The 17,218-nt window shown below is 47.7% G+C and carries 13 protein-coding genes, 4 tRNA genes and 1 pseudogene; 9 read left to right on the top strand and 9 right to left on the bottom strand.

The annotated features are described in order from the left end of the window. Positions 1–3: 3 nt before the first annotated feature. Positions 4–2,409: a ribonucleoside-diphosphate reductase subunit alpha gene (locus V4210_RS00200; RefSeq protein ID WP_338520858.1), complete on the bottom strand. Its 2,406-nt coding sequence runs from the start codon at positions 2,407–2,409 to the stop codon at positions 4–6. 211 nt (positions 2,410–2,620) lie between these two features. Then, positions 2,621–2,712 (bottom strand) — tRNA-Ser (locus V4210_RS00195). Between the two features lie 136 nt (positions 2,713–2,848). Here V4210_RS00195 and V4210_RS00190 point away from each other — a divergent pair. Together V4210_RS00190 and V4210_RS00185 are read left to right on the top strand one after the other, a co-directional pair. Beyond that, positions 2,849–3,532 (top strand): annotated as a pseudogene (locus tag V4210_RS00190) (ABC transporter ATP-binding protein); the annotation flags it as partial. Positions 3,533–3,819: 287 nt separating this feature from the next. Continuing rightward, positions 3,820–5,028, top strand: a complete 1,209-nt coding sequence (locus tag V4210_RS00185; RefSeq protein WP_338520856.1) for an ABC transporter permease — start codon at positions 3,820–3,822, stop codon at positions 5,026–5,028. Positions 5,029–5,044: 16 nt separating this feature from the next. Here the strand turns inward: V4210_RS00185 and V4210_RS00180 are convergent, their stop codons facing one another. Further along, positions 5,045–6,085, bottom strand: coding sequence for a bifunctional phosphoglucose/phosphomannose isomerase (locus V4210_RS00180; protein ID WP_338520855.1), 1,041 nt, complete (start codon positions 6,083–6,085; stop codon positions 5,045–5,047). A gap of 74 nt (positions 6,086–6,159) precedes the next feature. Between V4210_RS00180 and V4210_RS00175 the strand changes: the two genes are divergently transcribed. Next, positions 6,160–6,648, top strand: coding sequence for a hypothetical protein (locus V4210_RS00175; protein ID WP_338520854.1), 489 nt, complete (start codon positions 6,160–6,162; stop codon positions 6,646–6,648). 59 nt (positions 6,649–6,707) lie between these two features. Here the strand turns inward: V4210_RS00175 and groL are convergent, their stop codons facing one another. Both groL and V4210_RS00165 read right to left on the bottom strand, forming a co-directional pair. Then, entirely contained in the window at positions 6,708–8,351 is a 1,644-nt protein-coding gene (gene groL / locus V4210_RS00170; protein WP_338520853.1) for a chaperonin GroEL, read from the bottom strand. Between the two features lie 19 nt (positions 8,352–8,370). Then, positions 8,371–8,637 carry a co-chaperone GroES gene (locus V4210_RS00165; RefSeq protein WP_338520852.1) on the bottom strand — a complete coding sequence of 89 codons (267 nt, stop codon included), beginning with the start codon at positions 8,635–8,637 and terminating at the stop codon, positions 8,371–8,373. 134 nt (positions 8,638–8,771) lie between these two features. Here V4210_RS00165 and V4210_RS00160 point away from each other — a divergent pair, with 134 nt between their 5' ends. Next, on the top strand, positions 8,772–10,061 hold the full coding sequence (locus V4210_RS00160) for a UDP-N-acetylmuramoyl-tripeptide--D-alanyl-D-alanine ligase (RefSeq protein ID WP_338520851.1): 1,290 nt from the start codon (positions 8,772–8,774) through the stop codon (positions 10,059–10,061). Here the strand turns inward: V4210_RS00160 and V4210_RS00155 are convergent, their stop codons facing one another. Next, positions 10,062–11,360 carry a UDP-N-acetylmuramoyl-L-alanyl-D-glutamate--2,6-diaminopimelate ligase gene (locus V4210_RS00155; RefSeq protein ID WP_338520850.1) on the bottom strand — a complete coding sequence of 433 codons (1,299 nt, stop codon included), beginning with the start codon at positions 11,358–11,360 and terminating at the stop codon, positions 10,062–10,064. Between the two features lie 81 nt (positions 11,361–11,441). Here V4210_RS00155 and tsaD point away from each other — a divergent pair, with 81 nt between their 5' ends. Together tsaD and V4210_RS00145 are read left to right on the top strand one after the other, a co-directional pair. Next, positions 11,442–12,515, top strand: coding sequence for a tRNA (adenosine(37)-N6)-threonylcarbamoyltransferase complex transferase subunit TsaD (tsaD, locus tag V4210_RS00150; protein WP_338520849.1), 1,074 nt, complete (start codon positions 11,442–11,444; stop codon positions 12,513–12,515). A gap of 157 nt (positions 12,516–12,672) precedes the next feature. Continuing rightward, entirely contained in the window at positions 12,673–15,228 is a 2,556-nt protein-coding gene (locus V4210_RS00145; RefSeq protein WP_338520848.1) for a valine--tRNA ligase, read from the top strand. Here the strand turns inward: V4210_RS00145 and V4210_RS00140 are convergent. From V4210_RS00140 to V4210_RS00130, 3 genes are all read right to left on the bottom strand, one after another. Beyond that, on the bottom strand, positions 15,225–15,581 hold the full coding sequence (locus V4210_RS00140) for a hypothetical protein (RefSeq protein ID WP_138078314.1): 357 nt from the start codon (positions 15,579–15,581) through the stop codon (positions 15,225–15,227). The two genes, V4210_RS00145 and V4210_RS00140, sit on opposite strands and share 4 nt — an antisense overlap. A 145-nt stretch (positions 15,582–15,726) precedes the next feature. Beyond that, positions 15,727–15,816, bottom strand: a tRNA-Ser gene (locus tag V4210_RS00135). 82 nt (positions 15,817–15,898) lie between these two features. Next, positions 15,899–15,991, bottom strand: a tRNA-Ser gene (locus tag V4210_RS00130). Positions 15,992–16,087: 96 nt separating this feature from the next. Here V4210_RS00130 and V4210_RS00125 point away from each other — a divergent pair. The 3 genes from V4210_RS00125 to V4210_RS00115 all read left to right on the top strand — a co-directional run bounded on the left by V4210_RS00125 (position 16,088) and on the right by V4210_RS00115 (position 17,211). Then, entirely contained in the window at positions 16,088–16,489 is a 402-nt protein-coding gene (locus V4210_RS00125; RefSeq protein WP_338520847.1) for a hypothetical protein, read from the top strand. A 32-nt stretch (positions 16,490–16,521) separates the two neighbouring features. Continuing rightward, positions 16,522–17,019, top strand: coding sequence for a hypothetical protein (locus tag V4210_RS00120; RefSeq protein WP_338520846.1), 498 nt, complete (start codon positions 16,522–16,524; stop codon positions 17,017–17,019). A 115-nt stretch (positions 17,020–17,134) separates the two neighbouring features. Continuing rightward, positions 17,135–17,211: transfer RNA gene (locus V4210_RS00115), tRNA-Arg, on the top strand. The last annotated feature ends 7 nt before the right edge of the window (positions 17,212–17,218 follow it).

The following is a 17,218-nucleotide window of genomic DNA, read 5'->3' as shown; positions in this document are numbered from 1 at the left end:
CCTTTATTTATTAATTTTCGCAAAGCCAAAGCCACGCGCCTTGCCTGCACCTGTTCTAATCTTTTGCTCAGCAATTTTTTCCACCGAAACCGTGGTTTGTTCTGATTGGTGACGTGGTTTAACGTGTAGATAGTAGGTCGTTTTCAAACCACGACGCCACGCTTCAGAATAAATTTCCACATATTCATCAATATCGCGCGTTTCCAAGTACATATTGCGGCTAATCGCCTGATCGACCCATTTTTGTGCTCGTGCCGCCACTTCAATGAACGCATATGGGCTTAATTGGAAACTGGTTTTATAGACATCTTTTAGCTTCTGCGGAATAGCATCAATGTGTTGAATGTCACCTTGGTTAGCAAATACCTCTTCCTTGATGTCATCCCACAAATTGAGCGCCTTAAGGTCGCGCACCAGGTTATTATTTACCTCCAAAAACTTACCATTCAACGTTGAGCGGCTAAAAATTTGTGCAAACTGCGGATCGATGCCTGGCGTGGTACCGGCAATGTGGCCAATGTTCGCCGTCGGCGCGATAGCCATCAGTGTCGCATTGCGCATACCCTTTTTCACTTTCACTCGCAGTGAATCCCAATCAAGGCTCGATTTGTGGTCAATCTTCACCTTTACCTTGCGGTCGGTAGACAGCGTCTCCAGGGTGTCAATCGGCAAAATACCCTTACTCCAACCGCTGCCCTTGTAGGTAGGATAGCTGCCCAGCTCCTGTGCCAAGTCTGCTGATTGGTCGATGGCGTGATAGCTGATGAACTCGGTCAGTGTATCAATCAAGCTATACGACTCCTTAGACTCATAGCAGTAACCAAGTTTTTCGAGCACATCAGTAAAGCCCATTATCCCCAAACCAATTGCCCGCGTTTGGTTGTTTGAGTGCATAGCTTCCGGAATCGGCGTCTGGGTGATATCTACCAAGTTGTCCAGTTGGCGTACCGCTGCTCGCGATGCTTCTTTGAGTCGATCCCAATCCCACGTCTTATCTTTGTTCAAAAAGGCTGATAAGTTGATACTCACCAGGTTACAGGTAGCAATGTTGTCTTTGTCCTGCGGTAAGGTAATTTCCGTACAGAGGTTAGACAGGTGAATCGTACCCGTGTTATTGTTCAATGCTCGCACATTGATAGTGTCTTTCCAGGTGAGCCATGGGTGGCTGGTAGCCTGTAGACTGGTCAAAATCTGTTTGAATTGCTGGCGAGCTGATGTCTTTTCAAAGACGCGCATTTTACCAGCCTCGGCTAGTTTAATGTACTCTTTGTAGCGCGCGGAAAATCCTTCACCGTACAGTTCTGGTAGATCTGGCGTATCTGCTGGGTCAAACAAGTACCAATCTTGGTCTTTTTGTACCCGCTTCATAAATTCGTCAGAGATAAACACCGCAGTGTTAGCAAAACGCGTTCGCATGTATGGGTCACCGGAGTTAGAACGCAGGTCGATAAACTCCCTAAAATCAATATGCCAGTTTTCCATATATACTGCCGCTGCACCCATCTTTTTACCCTTACGGGAGACGGCAAATAGCGCCGTATCGATCATCTTGATAAATGGAATTGGTCCAGTACTTACCGTATTGGTTGTCTTGACTGGACTGCCAGATGCCCGCAATTTAGTAAAGCCGATACCGATACCACCAGTACCCTTGGCGATCCACATCGTGTCACGCACCGCCTTGGCGATTGATTCCATATCATCATCAACGTTCAGCAAGAAACAGTTACTGAGCTGCGGGAATGAACCACCGGCATTGACGCGGGTTGAACCACCTGGCACATACTCCAGGCTACTCATGTGATTGTAAAAATCGATTGCTGCAGCCGTCGGATCTTTTTCATTGTAGCTCAGTCCCATAGCGATACGCATGTGAGTAAATTGTGGTGGTTCAATTGGCTCACTACCATGTTTACGCAGGGCGTAGCGGTTACGGTTAGTGATGACACCGAGGTACTTACTGAGGTCGTCTTTAGCAGGATCAAGCGCTTCACCAAGCTTTTTCAAATCAAACCTACCGTCAGTCATCCGCTGGTCCAGTAGCCCAACCTTTACTGCATCCTTCACGAACTGAGGAAATTTCTTTGCGTGCAATTTCTTTAGCTCATCAGCGGTTTCATAATCATCTAGGGTGTTTTTATAAATATTTTTTAACAACAGCCGTGCCGCGATCTTGTCATAATCTGGATCGTCTTTAACATTCTGCAAGGTTGTCTGGATGACCGCTTGGTCGAGCTGCTCAGTCGTAATGCCGTCAAACAATGTCAGCTGCAGTTCAGTAGCCACCTGCACGACCTTGGATACTTGATCAGGCAACCCCTCTGCCGCCTTCAGCAACGCTATGTTGATTTTATTTGCATCAAACGGCTCTTTCGTCCCGTCTCGTTTGACGACATGAATGACACTCATTATACCTCCCTTAAACTATATTTGTCATAGAGACACAAGAAAAATACCAACAGCACCTCCCCTGTGGTATCAGCTTTTCTCACCTCTTGGTTTTTGTTTATCTACCCGCTATAGATATAGCGTATATACACCATGATAAACACTAAATGTAGGGTTTGCAATAGGTTTTGTTAATTTTACAATGACGATCGAAGATAACCCTATTTGCACTTGGCGGAAGGACGGGGATTCGAACCCCGGAGACCCCGTAAAGAGTCTACACACTTTCCAGGCGTGTCAGTTCAACCACTCCTGCATCCTTCCGTCTTGATTTAGTATACAAAACTTTACGGGAAATAACCAACTACCGCAGTAACAATATAAAAATGGGCTGATGATGTACATTTTACATAACTATTATGGTTGCATATCCTCCCGTACTGCATATAATAAATATAGTATGGATACACCAGTTGCACCGTGTATAAGACTCACAAACATTACAAAGTGTTTTGGTATCGGCGATGCGGAACACTATGCTCTTGACGACGTGAATTTGACCGTCGAGAAGGGCGAATTTATCGCCATCATGGGGCCAAGTGGTTGTGGTAAGACCACTCTCTTAAACATCATCGGATTGCTAGATCAAGCAACAGATGGTGAATATTTCCTCAACGGCGATTCAGTGGACAATCTCGGCTCAAAACGATTAGCCCGAATCCGTTCAGATGACATCGGTTTTGTGTTTCAGAATTTTAATCTGATTCCTCGCTTGAGCGTCCTAGAAAACGTGTCTCTCCCGCTAACATACAAAGGCATGAGTAAGATTAAACGCTTACAGGAAGCCAGCCGAATCTTAAAGAACTTTCACTTAGGCGAACGCGAATATTACATGCCACACCAATTGTCAGGTGGACAGGTTCAGCGTGTAGCGATTGCTCGTGCGCTCGTTAACAGCCCGTCAATCATCCTGGCGGACGAGCCGACTGGTAACCTAGACAGTAAGGCCAGCCATATCATCATGGAAGAGTTGGCCGACATTCACCGCCGTGGCAATACCATCATCATGGTAACCCACAACCCTGAGTTGACCTCGTACGCCAGCCGCGTCATCACCATGCTTGACGGCAGGATCGATACAGATGAACAGCTACAGAAATCAGCACCATTTAGGAAAAACCTGGAAATTATTGACGAAGAAAAAGAAGCAAAACCATCAGATAAGCCCAAGAAATCTGAGAAAAAAGCTACTGAACCTACCGAAAAGCCTAACAAAGAGGAAGTAAAGCCAGCCAAACATCCTGAAAAAGAAGAGGCTAAGCTTGCCGAGAAACCAAAAAAAGAAGATGATAAACCCGCTGAAAAGTCTGACAAAAAATCTTCAACCAAATCCACAAAGAAGACACAAACTTCCAAAAAGGAGACGACCAAGTGAGGTTTTTATTTAAAAATCACATAGAAAACGCCATGCAATCCCTCCGTGCCAGCCGCGGTCGGACAACATTGACGGTTACCGGCATTACTATTGGTATCATGGGCATCACTATGATCATGTCCCTGTCTGTTAGTGTCAATAAATTGATCAACCAACAGTTTTCAACCACCAAAGACAGTGTGGCATTGATACGGTCTGGTCTGGGTGGTAATATCGAGCGGTCGTTGTCTCAAGCGCAAAATATCACACCTCTCCCGACCCTGACCGAATACGATGTACAGGACGTTGCTCGCATCACTCCAAACAGCGCTCCGATGTCAGTTATTCACAACTCCATCACTACTGCCAACTCACGCATCGATGCGCACAAAACCGCCATCATTGGTACCACTGAAAAAATCAAAGATCTGGCAGAGTTAGAACTACGCGATGGTCAATTTGTTGGGCAAGCCAACGGTGTGGTTATTGGTCATCAATTGTCAATTGATCTGTTTGGTACCGAATATTCACTTGGTAATGTCCTGCGTATTCAGGATAAGCCGTTTACGGTCATGGGCGTTTTAAAACCAGTCAAACAACCTCTCACCTATCTAGGCGTTAACTTCAACAACTCAGCCATCGTTTCACTTGATGTCAGCAAGAAGCTGACACAAAATATCGCACAAATTCAGCAAATTGCCATCAAAACTGACGGCGACTCATCTCTTGAGAAAGCAATTTCTGACATCACAGCAAAGCTCAATCAAAATCACCACGATGCTAATGACTACCATATCATCACAGGTAAAGATATTACTGCAACTAGTGACGCTATGTTGTTGTCACTGTCCGCAATCATGATCGCTGTGTCAATCATCTCCCTGTTTGTCGGCGGAATCAGCATCATGAATATCATGTTAGTAAATGTTGCCGAACGACAGCGTGAAGTTGGTATCCGTAAAGCAATTGGTGCAACCAACCGACACATCATCCATCAATTCTTGATCGAATCAGTCATCATTGGTTTAGCTGGTGGTGTTATGGGGTATATCTTTGGCTTAATCGGTGCGTATACCGTCAGCACCTTCCTACCAGTTTCACCAATCTTGAGCTGGCAGCCTGCTGTCGTCAGTATTGGCGCTGCCATGCTGGTCGGTGTCGTCTTTGGTATTTATCCAGCCGTACGCGCTGCCAACCGCAACACTATTGAAGCGATGCGTAACTAAGTAACTCGGACTTGATTTAGCTTAATTCTTTCTTCAGACGTTCTACCAGTTTTACTGGTGCTGGATCAACACCGTTCAGGATTGCTGTATAAATACTTGCGGCGTCACCAAGCGCCAAGCCCCACAATAGTTGTTTAAGCAAGGTCTCGCCTTGCAGTTCCACCGACACAGCGTGTGGACGCATACCACTCAACAGTCGATCGCTCAGTTCCATGCGCTCACGAATACGCGGATGTTCCAAATGACTCATCAAATCAAAAATCACAAATGGCTTTTCGACCGGATGAGATGACCAGCCGATAAACTCATTGTGGTTAAATTCAGGGTATTGATTACAAAAAGCTATATTTTTTGCCGATTCATTCCAGCTGATTTTCCACTTATATGCCAACGGCCATGTTAATTCACCAGCATAAATCACCGGGGTTTTGCCAGCCGACTTGAGTGCCAACTGTTTAGCAATGTTTTGCTCGGTTGGCACTTCTGGTGCCCAAGCTTTTACCTGACCAGATAACCATTCGCCGCTTTCTTCCAATTTTTGATACAAATCACTATCGATAATCAAAAAATGTTGTAATATCTTCAACAATCCTCGCAGATGGTAGACTGTTGACATACGTGGTTGCGCACCAGCTGGTATTTTTATCCTCTTTATGCCATCAACCACTGCCTTTTCAAACAGGGATCCACCTGTGGTAATTGCCGCCAGCTGACAATTGTTGGCACGCGCTTGATCATAGCAACTGAGGGTCTCTTCTGTATTACCGGAATGACTGATAGCGATAACTAGGGTATTATCATTCACAAAACCTGGTAGATCATAGCCTTTTGTTACCACCAGAGGAATATGTAGCCAGCCCCTCGTTAACGCAATTACCATTTCTGCTGCCAGCGCCGAACCACCCATACCAGCAATCACCACCGTATTGATACTTCCCGGGACATAATCATTCCCTTCGATAACTACTTCAAACGAAGTCTGTGTTGATAACTGCAACAAACCAGACAGGGTGTCGGCTGGATCTTTTCGCCGAATCATCATAGGATCATCAAGCATCTTGTCATACCACCTTTCTTCATGCTAAAGTATAACATATATAAGCATAATCATTAATAATACGGGGTGGGGACATGCAAAACCAATCAGTTACCGATGATCAAGAGCTTGCCAAGGTTTTGGCAGGTGTAACACAACAAACAGATGATAATTTGAGCTTTGAAGAGACGGGGACAACTCCGCAGTCAGACGACGCTCAGGTAGTCGCGCCGCCGCCAGATAATTCAATTCCAGTGGCAACAGATGATCTGATGGTCGCGCCGCCGCCAGCAGTGCCTATTTCCGTCGATACTACGACCCCTGTAGCCCCGGTAAGTGACTCAAACCTAGACTCCATCAAGCAACAAGCACTACTAGAGCTTCGTCCCCTGGTTGATAAGTTAAACATCTCCCCGGAAGAAAAGTTTGACACTTATTTGTTGTTGCTACGCTCAACAGATGACAGCGCCTTGATCGCTCCAGCACATGCAGCAGCTGGTGCCATCGCCGACGAATCCCGCCGCGCTCAAGCCCTACTGGATGTGATCAAAGAGATAGATTATCTGTCAAATCCACAAAAATAGTCATTCCAATTCATTAAAATAGGGCCTACTACCGGCCCTATTTTGTTTGATGTAACCTACTACATCATCCCCATACCTGGCATACCGCCAGGCGCAGCTGGAGCTTCTGGCTCTGGCACGTCGACGACCAGTGCGCCCATGGTTGCTGCAGTTGAAGCGATAGATACCGCGTTCTGCACTGCTTCTTTGGTGACGCGTGCTGGGTCGATGACGCCAGCTTTTTTGACATCCACCAATTCATTCTCAGGCTTCATGACGTTAACGCCAAATCCGGCCTTGCCCGCTTCGACCTGCGCCAGGAGTGCGTCGGCGTTCAAGCCAGCGTTACGCATAATCTGCAGGAACGGCTGCTTCAAGGCGTCTTTCAGAATCTGCCGGCCAGCCGCGATGCTGTCCGCGCCGCTCACCTTCAGGCCGCCAGCCAAATTAACCAAGGTGACACCACCGCCGGCGACAATTCCTTCAGCCAAGGCCGCCTTGGTCGCTGCTACTGCGTCATCTACCCGGAACTTCTTTTCGTCAATCTCCGTCTCGGTCGCGCCGCCAACTTTGATGACGGCCACCTTGCCGCTCAAGGCAGCTGCTCGCTTGTCGAATTGTTCTTTTTCGTATTCGCTGGAAGCATTGTCGGACAGTGCCTTAATCTGAGCAATCTGCTCCTGTACTGCTGATGGCTTACCCGCGCCCTCAACGATGGTGGTTTCATCTTTACCGACAATCACTTTGCGCGCCGAACCTAGGACCTCCAAGCCAGCATTCTCAAACGTCAAACCGTGATCTTCAGAAATCACCGTTGCGCCAGTCAGTACTGCGATATCGCGCAAAATCTCCTTGCGGCGGTCGCCAAAGCTTGGCGCCTTGACCGCCACGGTATTAAATACACCCTTAAGCTTGTTCAGCACCAAAATGCTCAGCGCCTCGCCTTCGACTTCATCAGCGATCAGCACCACGTCCTTCTTGCCGCTTTGTGCCAATTTCTCCAACATTGGCAGGAATTCCTGCACGCTAGAAATTTTCTTATCGGTGATCAAAATCGCTGGCTTTTCATAAACCGCCTCTTGCCGACCGGTGTCGGTAACGAAGAACGGGCTTACCCAACCCTTGTCTAGACTAAAGCCTTCAACAACCTCAGCCTCCAACTCCAAACCTTGGCCAGCCTCGACCGTCACCACGCCATCTTTGCCAACTTTCTCGATGACACCAGCGATCAATTTACCAATTTCCGCGTCACCCGCCGAAATAGTCGCCACTTCCGCCACGCGCTCAGATTTACCCTCAATTGGCTCAGCTAATTTATTCAGCTCTTTGACGATTTCTGCACCAGCCTGCTCGATGCCTTTGCGTAGCTCCATCGGGTTGTGGCCCGCTGCGATCAACCGGTTGGCCTCCTTCAAGATCGAATAGGTCAGCACCGTCACGGTCGTGGTACCGTCGCCAGCCTGCTTATTCAAGTTCTTGGCCGCCTGCTTGATCAAATCAGCGCCAACTTTGTAGCCCAGCGTCTCATCGTCGTTCTCTGGCAGCTCGATGCCTTCTGCCACTGTTACGCCGTCGTGCGTCACCGTCGGCCCGCCAAACCCCTTGGCGATCACCACATTGCGGCCCTTTGGCCCGTAGGTTACCTTAACTGCGTTATACAGTGCCTCGGCACCGCCCAACACGCGAGCGCGCGCATCGTCATCGTAAAATACTTTTTTTGCCATAACGTAAACTCCCCTTTTCTCAAACAACCGTTGCTAAAATATCTTCCTCGCGGACGATCAAATATTCCGTGCCGTCAATTTTCAAGTCCGTAGTCGAATATTCCTTATAAACAATTTTGTCGCCCACCTTCACATTCTTGACATCGCCGCCGACCGCTTTAACCTCAGCAACCACTGGCTTCTCCTTCGAGCTATCCGGCAAATACAGTCCGCTAGCCGTCTGCGTCTTCGCCTCCTCGCGCACCGCTACCACGCGGTCACCGAGAGGCTCAATAGGTACACTCATAATATCCTCCATTTCGTTAACAATACATCTTATTGTATCGCACCACGTTAGCACTCGTCAAGGGTGAGTGCTAATTCACTCAATACCCTTCCCTAAAAATAGCCCTCCCGCCTTGATATTGTTATAATACCTATATGAAGCTATTCAAATCTCTCATCTCGTGTCTATTGGTGCGAATTATGCGTAAATTTTTCCACAATAATCCACACATTCGCCTGGTCGCCGTTGTCGGAAGCGTCGGCAAGACAACCACCAAATCAACCATCGTCGACGTTCTCAAACACAACAAAAAAGTTCGAACCAACAGGGGTAATTTCAATGCTGAATTTAGTGCACCCCTGGAGATGCTTGGTATTGATGGCCCGAAAAATCCTCGATCCATCACTGATTGGCTATCAACCATCTACCGCGCCTATCGCTCAGCTCGCCAACTTCACGACATCAACGTCATCGTTCAAGAATTTGGCATCGACCACCCCGGTGAAATGACCGCCTTTGGTCGCTACGCTCACCCTGATATTCTCGTCGTCACAGCCATATCTCCTGAGCACATGGAGTTTTTCGGCAATCTCAAAACAGTAGCCCAAGAAGAATTTGCCCTATCTAGCCACAGCATCGTTACCCTGTATAACCGTGATGATATCAACTCTGGATTCATCGCTTTTGCCAATTCTGAACGCAATCTTTCTTACAGTACTGAGCCAGATGCTGACTATTACATCACCGCTCATCAGTTCAATCACAGCCAAGGATACACCTGTACTCTCACCCACGGCGAACAAACCTCTCGTGAGTTTATCATGCCTGTTGTTGCCAAACATCAGCTACGCATTGCTGCTGGAGCCGCCGCTGTTGCGTTGGAGTTCAACCTTGATGTTGAAAGTGTCATCACCGCTCTAGAGAACTTCACTCCCGTGTCGGGGCGAATGAACCTCCTAAGCGGCATTAATAACTCAACGATCATCGATGATTCGTACAATTCCAGCCCGCTCGCTGCCAAATCAGCCCTCGAAACACTCTATCAGCTGCCTGGTAAAGCCAAAATCGCCGTCTTGGGAGATATGAACGAGCTTGGTGACACAACAGCGTCTGAACACCGTGCACTCGGTACCCTATGCGACCCAGCGCAACTATCGCACGTTATCACTATCGGATCCAATGCAGCTACGTTCTTGGCGCCAGCCGCCCAAGACAACGGTTGTACTGTTACATCGTTTGATACAGCCATCGATGCTGTAGAATTATTACAATCCCTGGCTCATCAAGATACCGTCTTACTATTCAAAGGATCTCAAGGTGGTGTCTACCTCGAAGAAGCTATCAAACCACTCCTCAAAAGTTCGAAAGATACCGAAAAACTTGTCCGCCAATCCAAAGAATGGCTTAACAAAAAACAAGCTTTTTTCGGCAAGTCATTGAGTTAGTTATTCTGCTTTTTCCTGCCCTAAAATCTCGCGCACTACCTGACTATCATTCCATGGTAGTCGCTGCCCATTCACAATTCGGTATTTTTCGTGCCCCATCCCAGTGATCAGCACCATATCACCCTTTTGCGCAGAGCCAAGTGCTCGCTCAATCGCCTGTCGTCGGTCAGGAATTTCTGTTGTCTTGGCGTCACCGTGCGCCCGTTCAATTCCTTCATAGATCATTCGCCTGATTTGATCAGGATCTTCATTGTAGCTTTCCTCGTCGGTTAGGAATATCCTGTCGGTGTTTTTGGCAGCAATTTCGCCCATGGTTGGTCGTTTACTCTTGTCGCGATCCCCACAAGCCCCAAACACCAAAATCACTCGACCCTTTGCGATCTTACGAGCGGCCGTTAATAATTTATCCAATGCATCAGGGGTGTGTGCATAGTCCACGATTACATCATACCCAACACCCTCGACCGCTCGCTCAAACCTACCAGGAACCGCCTCGACGTTAGCCACACCTTCTTGGATATCTTGTAATTTCACACCCAACAAATACGCTAACGTCACCGCCGCCGTCATGTTGTGCACATTAAACTCGCCCGGCAGCGCTGTCGCCAGCTCCAAATGCGTTTGGTGATCCAAAACCACATCAGCTTCAGTACCCTTGCGGTACAGCTTGACTCGCTGAATCTGTGCCTCTGCTTCCGGATGTTTACCGTAGGTCATTTTTTGTTCACCGGCAACAAATTGATCAAAATAGTCATACCATTCATCATCACGGTTCAAAATGATATATCGCGGTTCCAGCGCAAACAACTTACTCTTAGCCGCTGCATAATTCTCCATGGTCTTGTGATAGTCCAAATGGTCCTGTGTCAAATTGGTCATCACCGCTGCCTCAATCGGCACTCCGTCAAGTTTATGCTGATCAAGCGCGTGCGACGTGATTTCCAACACGACATAGTCCACATCGGCCTTTTTTGCATCACGAAAGAACTGCTGCATCCTGCCAGTCGAAGCCACTGTTGCATTCAAATCATTGACTTGAGCCTTCCCTGCCACCTCGATCAACGCTGTCGTGAACATCGCTGTCTTAAATTTAGCTTCCTTCAAGATCTCATTGATGTAGCAGGCGGTCGTTGTCTTTCCATTAGTGCCAGTTACTGCGATAACTCGCAAATTTTTTGACGGGTTGCCATACCGCGCGCTCAATAGTCGTACTCTGACTCGGCGATATCCATTTTCCACACCATGCAAAGCACTGGCGGGCAAAATACTTCTGGCTGCTTTGACAAGAATCTGTTTCATATATCCATGATAACATTTTTTGCGCGCCGATTCACACTTCCAGACAACAGAGGCGACTATGTGATATACTATGCCATAGTTATGAGGATTTTGGGAATTGAATCAAGCTGTGATGAAACAGCTGCTGCCGTCATTGAAGACGGTCACATGCTACTATCAAACGTCGTTAACTCACAAATCGACATCCATGCTGCGTATGGTGGAGTAGTACCAGAGGTAGCCGCTCGTTCACACCTGGAAGTCATCAGCCCAGTCATCAACAAAGCTCTGTCTGATGCTGCCTGTACTTGGGACGATATCGACGCCATCGCCGTCACCTACGCGCCCGGCCTCATCGGCTCGCTACTCATCGGTACTCTCGCCGCCCGCACTCTCGCTATTATCCATCACAAACCGTTGTACAAAATACATCATGTAGAGGCTCACGTGTATGCTAATTTCATCAATCAGCAGTCTGACAATTTATCTTTAACTCTGCCAAAAAGCCAACCCGTCTTCCCTCTCCTCGCCCTCATCGTCTCCGGTGGACACTCACAACTCGTCCTTTTCCAAAACCACGGTGACTACCAGCTCATTGGCCAAACTCAAGATGACGCTGTTGGTGAAGCATTTGATAAGGTTGCCAAGATTATCGGCCTGCCCTACCCTGGTGGCCCGGCTATCGCCAAAGCAGCTGAGCTCGGTGATCCGCAGACCTTTCATCTACCCATCGCCAAACTCGCTGGTGAGTATAACTTCTCCTTTTCTGGCCTCAAAACAGCCGTTCTGAGAACCGTACAGCGGGAAGTTGGTAAAGACTTTACCTTCCCATCACACGAGCTCCCTGCCCTGGTGACCGACGAATTACAACACAACATGGCTGCCAGCTTCCAGTACACCGCCATCAAAACTTTGGTTGATAAAACCAAGAAAGCCTATGACAATTTTCAGCCTGCTTCTGTCGTTATTGCTGGTGGCGTCGCTGCCAACCAAGAACTACGTCGCCAACTGCGCCACGCCCTGCCCATCAACATTGAATACGCGCCCATCCAGCTCTGCACCGACAATGCCGCCATGATTGCCACACTCGGCTATTTCCGCACCCAATTCGACTCACCTGCTGACCCATATGACTTTGAAGTTCAACCAAGTCTATCCATGCTCGACGCGGCGTAAGCCATGACGCCAAAATCCCAGTTCTATGGTATACTATAACCAGAAATAAACACGGGAGAATACACACATAAACTCGTTTGGGTACTTTTTCGTGTGAAAAGTACTCGATGGTTTGTGTGTGTTATTTTTCCCGTGAAATATATAGGAATCAGATCATATGCAATTAGCCAAACAATACATTCCAAATGACTACGAACCAGATATCTATGCCCTGTGGGAGACGAGTAATTCTTTTGCGCCCACAGGTGAAGGTAAGCCGTACAGTATCGTCATGCCACCACCAAACGCCAACGGCAACCTACATATCGGACACGCGCTTGATATGAATCTGAAGGATATCTTGATTCGCTATCATAGGCTCAAGGGCGATGATGCAGTGTTTATCCCCGGTGCCGACCATGCTGGCTTTGAAACATGGGTAGTCTACGAAAAAGAGCTAGCAAAGCAGGGTAAAAGTCGCTTTGATTTTTCGCGAGAACAATTGTACAGCCAAGTATGGAACTTTGTCCAAGAAAAGCGTGGCAATATGGAATTACAGCTACGCGCCTTGGGCACTAGCGCCTCCTGGAAGCACCTTACATTCACTCTAGACGACAAGGTGATACAGACGGTGTACGATACCTTCAAACAGATGTGGGAAGATGATCTGATCTACCGCGGCGAACGAATCGTTAACTACTGTACTGCTCATCAAACCAGTTTTGCTGACATCGAAGTCGAGCACAAAACAGAGAAGGGGACGTTATGGAAAATAGCTTACCCAACCCTGGACAAAATTGGTGAAATCGTAGTTGCCACCACCCGTCCTGAGACCATGCTTGGTGACGTAGCGGTAGCTGTTCACCCTGATGACGAGCGCTACAAAAAGCTCATTGGCACCCGTATTCTCCTGCCAATCATCGACCGCGAAATCCCCATCATCGCCGACGAATACGTTGACATGAGTTACGGTACCGGAGCCGTCAAAATAACTCCAGCGCATGATCCAAACGACTTTGAGATGGCAGAACGCCATGGTCTACCAGTCAAAAGCATCATCAGTCATGATGGCAAATTAATCAATGTGCCGCCACAATTCTTAGGCCTGGATCCGCAAGAAGCAAGACGCCGCATTCTAGCAGCCCTAGAAGCCATGGAGCTACGTCGCGGTGAGTCAGACATTGAACACGCTGTCGGTCATTGTTACAAATGTGGCACCGTCATCGAACCAATGGTGAAAGAGCAGTGGTTCATCAAGATGCAACCACTAGCCAAGCCAGCCATCGAGGCGCTAGAGAAGGGGGAGATTACCTTCCATCCAGCCTCAAAGCGCAAAGAGCTCATCGCCTACCTGGAGCAACTTAAGGATTGGAATATCTCTCGACAAATCCCATGGGGCATCCCAATCCCAGCGTTTGTCAATGAGACCGACTCAAACGACTGGATCTTCGACACCCGAGTGACCGAAAAGCGTATTGTTGTAAATGGAACAACATATATCAGAGAAGAAGATACCTTTGATACCTGGTTTTCATCTGGGCAGTGGCCATACATCGTCACCGATTACCTCAATGGCGGGGAACTAGCCAAATACTTCCCAACCAGCTTGATGGAGACCGGTATGGATATCATGCGAGCATGGGTATCACGCATGATTATGCTCAGCCTGTACCGCACCGGCAAACTACCATTCAAGGACGTTTATCTGCACGGTATGGTCAACGACGAGCATAATCAAAAAATGTCCAAATCCAAGGGTAATGTCATCAATCCGATGGAACTAGTCTCAGAATTTGGCTCAGACGCCACCCGTATGGGTATCATCGCCGGCCGCGCACCAGCCCAACATCAAGCCTTCAACAGAGGTGCGGTCATCGCTGCTCGCAACTTTTGCAACAAGCTGTGGAACATCGCTCGCTTTGTTGAAGCACAAATTGGCGACAATCACGTCATCGTACCACTACAGCCGCAAACCCCAGCTGATCATTGGATTATTCGCCAGCTGAATGACGCCGCCAACAACATCGCCGTTCGCTTGGAACAATACCGCTTTTCTGAGGCCGCCGAAACGGTCTACCACGCCATCTGGGACGACGTCGCCGATTGGTATATCGAATCATCAAAAACCGCCATCAACCGCCCATTATTGTCGTGGGTGCTGGCAACCAGCCTGAGGATTACTCATCCATTCGCACCATTCGTCACTGAGACAATTTGGCAGACGCTCAACTATACCGACGGCATCCTGATGCGCGACTCTTGGCCAACACCTGAACAATACGACGAAATTGAGGCTGAACAATTTGAACGAATCAAAGAATTAGTCTCCGAAGGTCGCTGGGTGATCACAGAATTACCGGGCAATAAAAAATACCGCTTATTGTACGGCAACGACAGCTTGGTCAAAGAAAACGCCGACACTATCAAGCACCTTATGCGCCTTGCCTCAATTGAACACACTGATCAACCACGTGGCCTCAGGCTAGCCGCAGCGAACAGGGAGGTGTGGCTGGATATCGATGATGAAACGCTCTACCAGCACCAAACTGAGCTAGAAATGCGCCTCGCAGACGCTAGAAAACGCCTCGAGGGGCTTGAAGCACGTATCAACAATCCATCCTACGCTGAAAAAGCGCCAGCCCACTTAGTGGAGGAAACTCGCCAGCACATTACAGAGCAGCAAGCGCTCATCCAACGACTCATCACCGAGTTGGAAGTCATCAAGTTTAACTAAAAACAAATCTTACCGATACACAAGCGTTGCCCATCAAACTCAGGGCCGCCATTACCCTGGGCACGCTTGACTTTCATGTATTTTCGGTCATCATTTCGTGGCGTCGAACGTGGGTTTGCTGATCCATCATGAATGATGCTACTCAGTGATGTGTGTTCCGGGTGTGTATGGGCCGACGAGCCAATCCTCGTCGTTTTCATGCCGTCGTCACCAGTCGACCCCTGAAAATCAACTGCACTAAATACTGATACCACCGCCTTATCCACGTGGGTGTCGTGCATCAGTACACCACAAGCAGTAGTCAGGCTCACAAATATGGTAAACTGTGTAATAATCTGTTGTAATATATTCATTTATCTCTCTGTTTATGTTTTATTACCGCGCACTGAGCGCTGTTAAACCTGATTATCATATTAGCATAAGTTTTATTTTATGTCAAGTATATTTCGCGTTGATGGCAAATAAAAAACACCCACTTGAGGTGTTTATATATCATTCTGGCGGAAGGGGAGGGATTCGAACCCTCGGTACGTTTTACCGCACGCCGGTTTTCAAGACCGGTACCTTCAACCACTCGGTCACCCTTCCAGAAATCTGTTCACATTATACCATACTCCTGTTCACAAATAAAAATTCCCAACCCGTAAGTTGAGAATTTCATATCAGTTTCTGGCGGAGGAGGGGAGATTCGAACTCCCGCTACAGATCTCTCCGTACTAACGATTTAGCAAACCGTCCCCTTCAGCCACTTGGGTACTCCTCCAAATGTAGACCATGAAACCTGGTTATATTGTACCACACCTGTACAAAATACCATAGCGTTGACTTTTTTCTACCAACCAAGGATAATATAACTATTATGAAGAAGATTGTAACCGTTGGCGCAAGCATCATCATAACGACCGTGTTAGCATTAACCATCACTAGTCTACCGGCTCTGGCACTTGGTGAGGGTGGTTTTGCAGAAGGTGTAGAGGCAGCTCGCGGCAATGGCGTGCCAACCAACCTGTGGAATGGTGACAGCTCTCTGGTGCGTCGGGTTATTAACTTCATGCTGATCGGTATCGCTGTGGTCAGCGTGGTAATGCTTATCTTTGGTGGTTTTCGCTACGTCATATCCGGTGGACGAAAAGAATCAGTTACTGCCGCCAAAAACACCATCTTATATGCCGTGATTGGTCTATTGATTGCTCTTTTTGCCTATGCCATCATCAAGTTCGTCATTAACTTCGCCGTCAGCGGCGGTTCTACCGACGTCTAGCCTACACATTATGCTCATGGTATACTAAAACCATGGAAGCAGAACCAACCAAAACAACAACTCATGACCTGTCTGAACCGTTTTCTTGGCACGCCCCAGAGACCAGAGGTCCAGCGCGTGGTCTAGGCTGGTATCTATCATTTGCCGTGGTCATCATGGCACTCATGGCACTGTCTGTTTTTTGGATAAAAAGCTGGACATTCACGGTGTTAATACCCATCATGGCGGTGGCGTTACTATCTCTATCCACCAAAACCCCTCGCATGATCAACTACGCCATTAGTCCTAAAGGTGTCTATGTGGCGGACAAATTGTATGATTTTAGTGAATTCAAAGCCTTTGGTGTTATTGAATATCAAGGTCAATTCTCAGTGTTACTACTTCCCGTTAAACGGTTTTCACCAGGGTTAACCATTTACTTTTCAGAAGCAGAAGGGGAGACAATTGTTGATATGTTAGGCACACGCCTCCCCATGCAAGAGATAAAACCAGACGCTTTGGAAAAACTCATCCGAATCATTAAGCTTTAGCTTGCTCTTAGCTTTTGATATGTGTTAGAATGTAAAGGTTCGATGTTCATGATGTGAGCAGAGAAGGTACCTTATATTTTTGTTATGGCCAATCGGTTTTGCCGAAAGGCTGTATGCACCCGTAGCTCAGCTGGATAGAGCGTTGGCTTGCGGAGCCAAAGGTCGTACGTTCGAATCGTGCCGGGTGTACCAATAAGCA

The organism is Candidatus Nanosynbacter featherlites (genome assembly GCF_037013405.1).
Classification (GTDB): domain Bacteria; phylum Patescibacteriota; class Saccharimonadia; order Saccharimonadales; family Saccharimonadaceae; genus Nanosynbacter; species Nanosynbacter featherlites_B.
This window is presented reverse-complemented; position numbering and strand designations above follow the sequence as displayed.

Coding starts and splice junctions, on each gene's coding strand:
- V4210_RS00200 (WP_338520858.1), bottom strand. CDS start 2,409: ATGAGTGTCATTCATGTCGTCAAACGAGACGGGACGAAAGAGCCGTTT.
- V4210_RS00180 (WP_338520855.1), bottom strand. CDS start 6,085: ATGCTTGATGATCCTATGATGATTCGGCGAAAAGATCCAGCCGACACC.
- V4210_RS00175 (WP_338520854.1), top strand. CDS start 6,160: ATGCAAAACCAATCAGTTACCGATGATCAAGAGCTTGCCAAGGTTTTG.
- groL (WP_338520853.1), bottom strand. CDS start 8,351: ATGGCAAAAAAAGTATTTTACGATGACGATGCGCGCGCTCGCGTGTTG.
- V4210_RS00165 (WP_338520852.1), bottom strand. CDS start 8,637: ATGAGTGTACCTATTGAGCCTCTCGGTGACCGCGTGGTAGCGGTGCGC.
- V4210_RS00160 (WP_338520851.1), top strand. CDS start 8,772: ATGAAGCTATTCAAATCTCTCATCTCGTGTCTATTGGTGCGAATTATG.
- V4210_RS00155 (WP_338520850.1), bottom strand. CDS start 11,360: ATGAAACAGATTCTTGTCAAAGCAGCCAGAAGTATTTTGCCCGCCAGT.
- tsaD (WP_338520849.1), top strand. CDS start 11,442: ATGAGGATTTTGGGAATTGAATCAAGCTGTGATGAAACAGCTGCTGCC.
- V4210_RS00145 (WP_338520848.1), top strand. CDS start 12,673: ATGCAATTAGCCAAACAATACATTCCAAATGACTACGAACCAGATATC.
- V4210_RS00140 (WP_138078314.1), bottom strand. CDS start 15,581: ATGAATATATTACAACAGATTATTACACAGTTTACCATATTTGTGAGC.
- V4210_RS00125 (WP_338520847.1), top strand. CDS start 16,088: ATGAAGAAGATTGTAACCGTTGGCGCAAGCATCATCATAACGACCGTG.
- V4210_RS00120 (WP_338520846.1), top strand. CDS start 16,522: ATGGAAGCAGAACCAACCAAAACAACAACTCATGACCTGTCTGAACCG.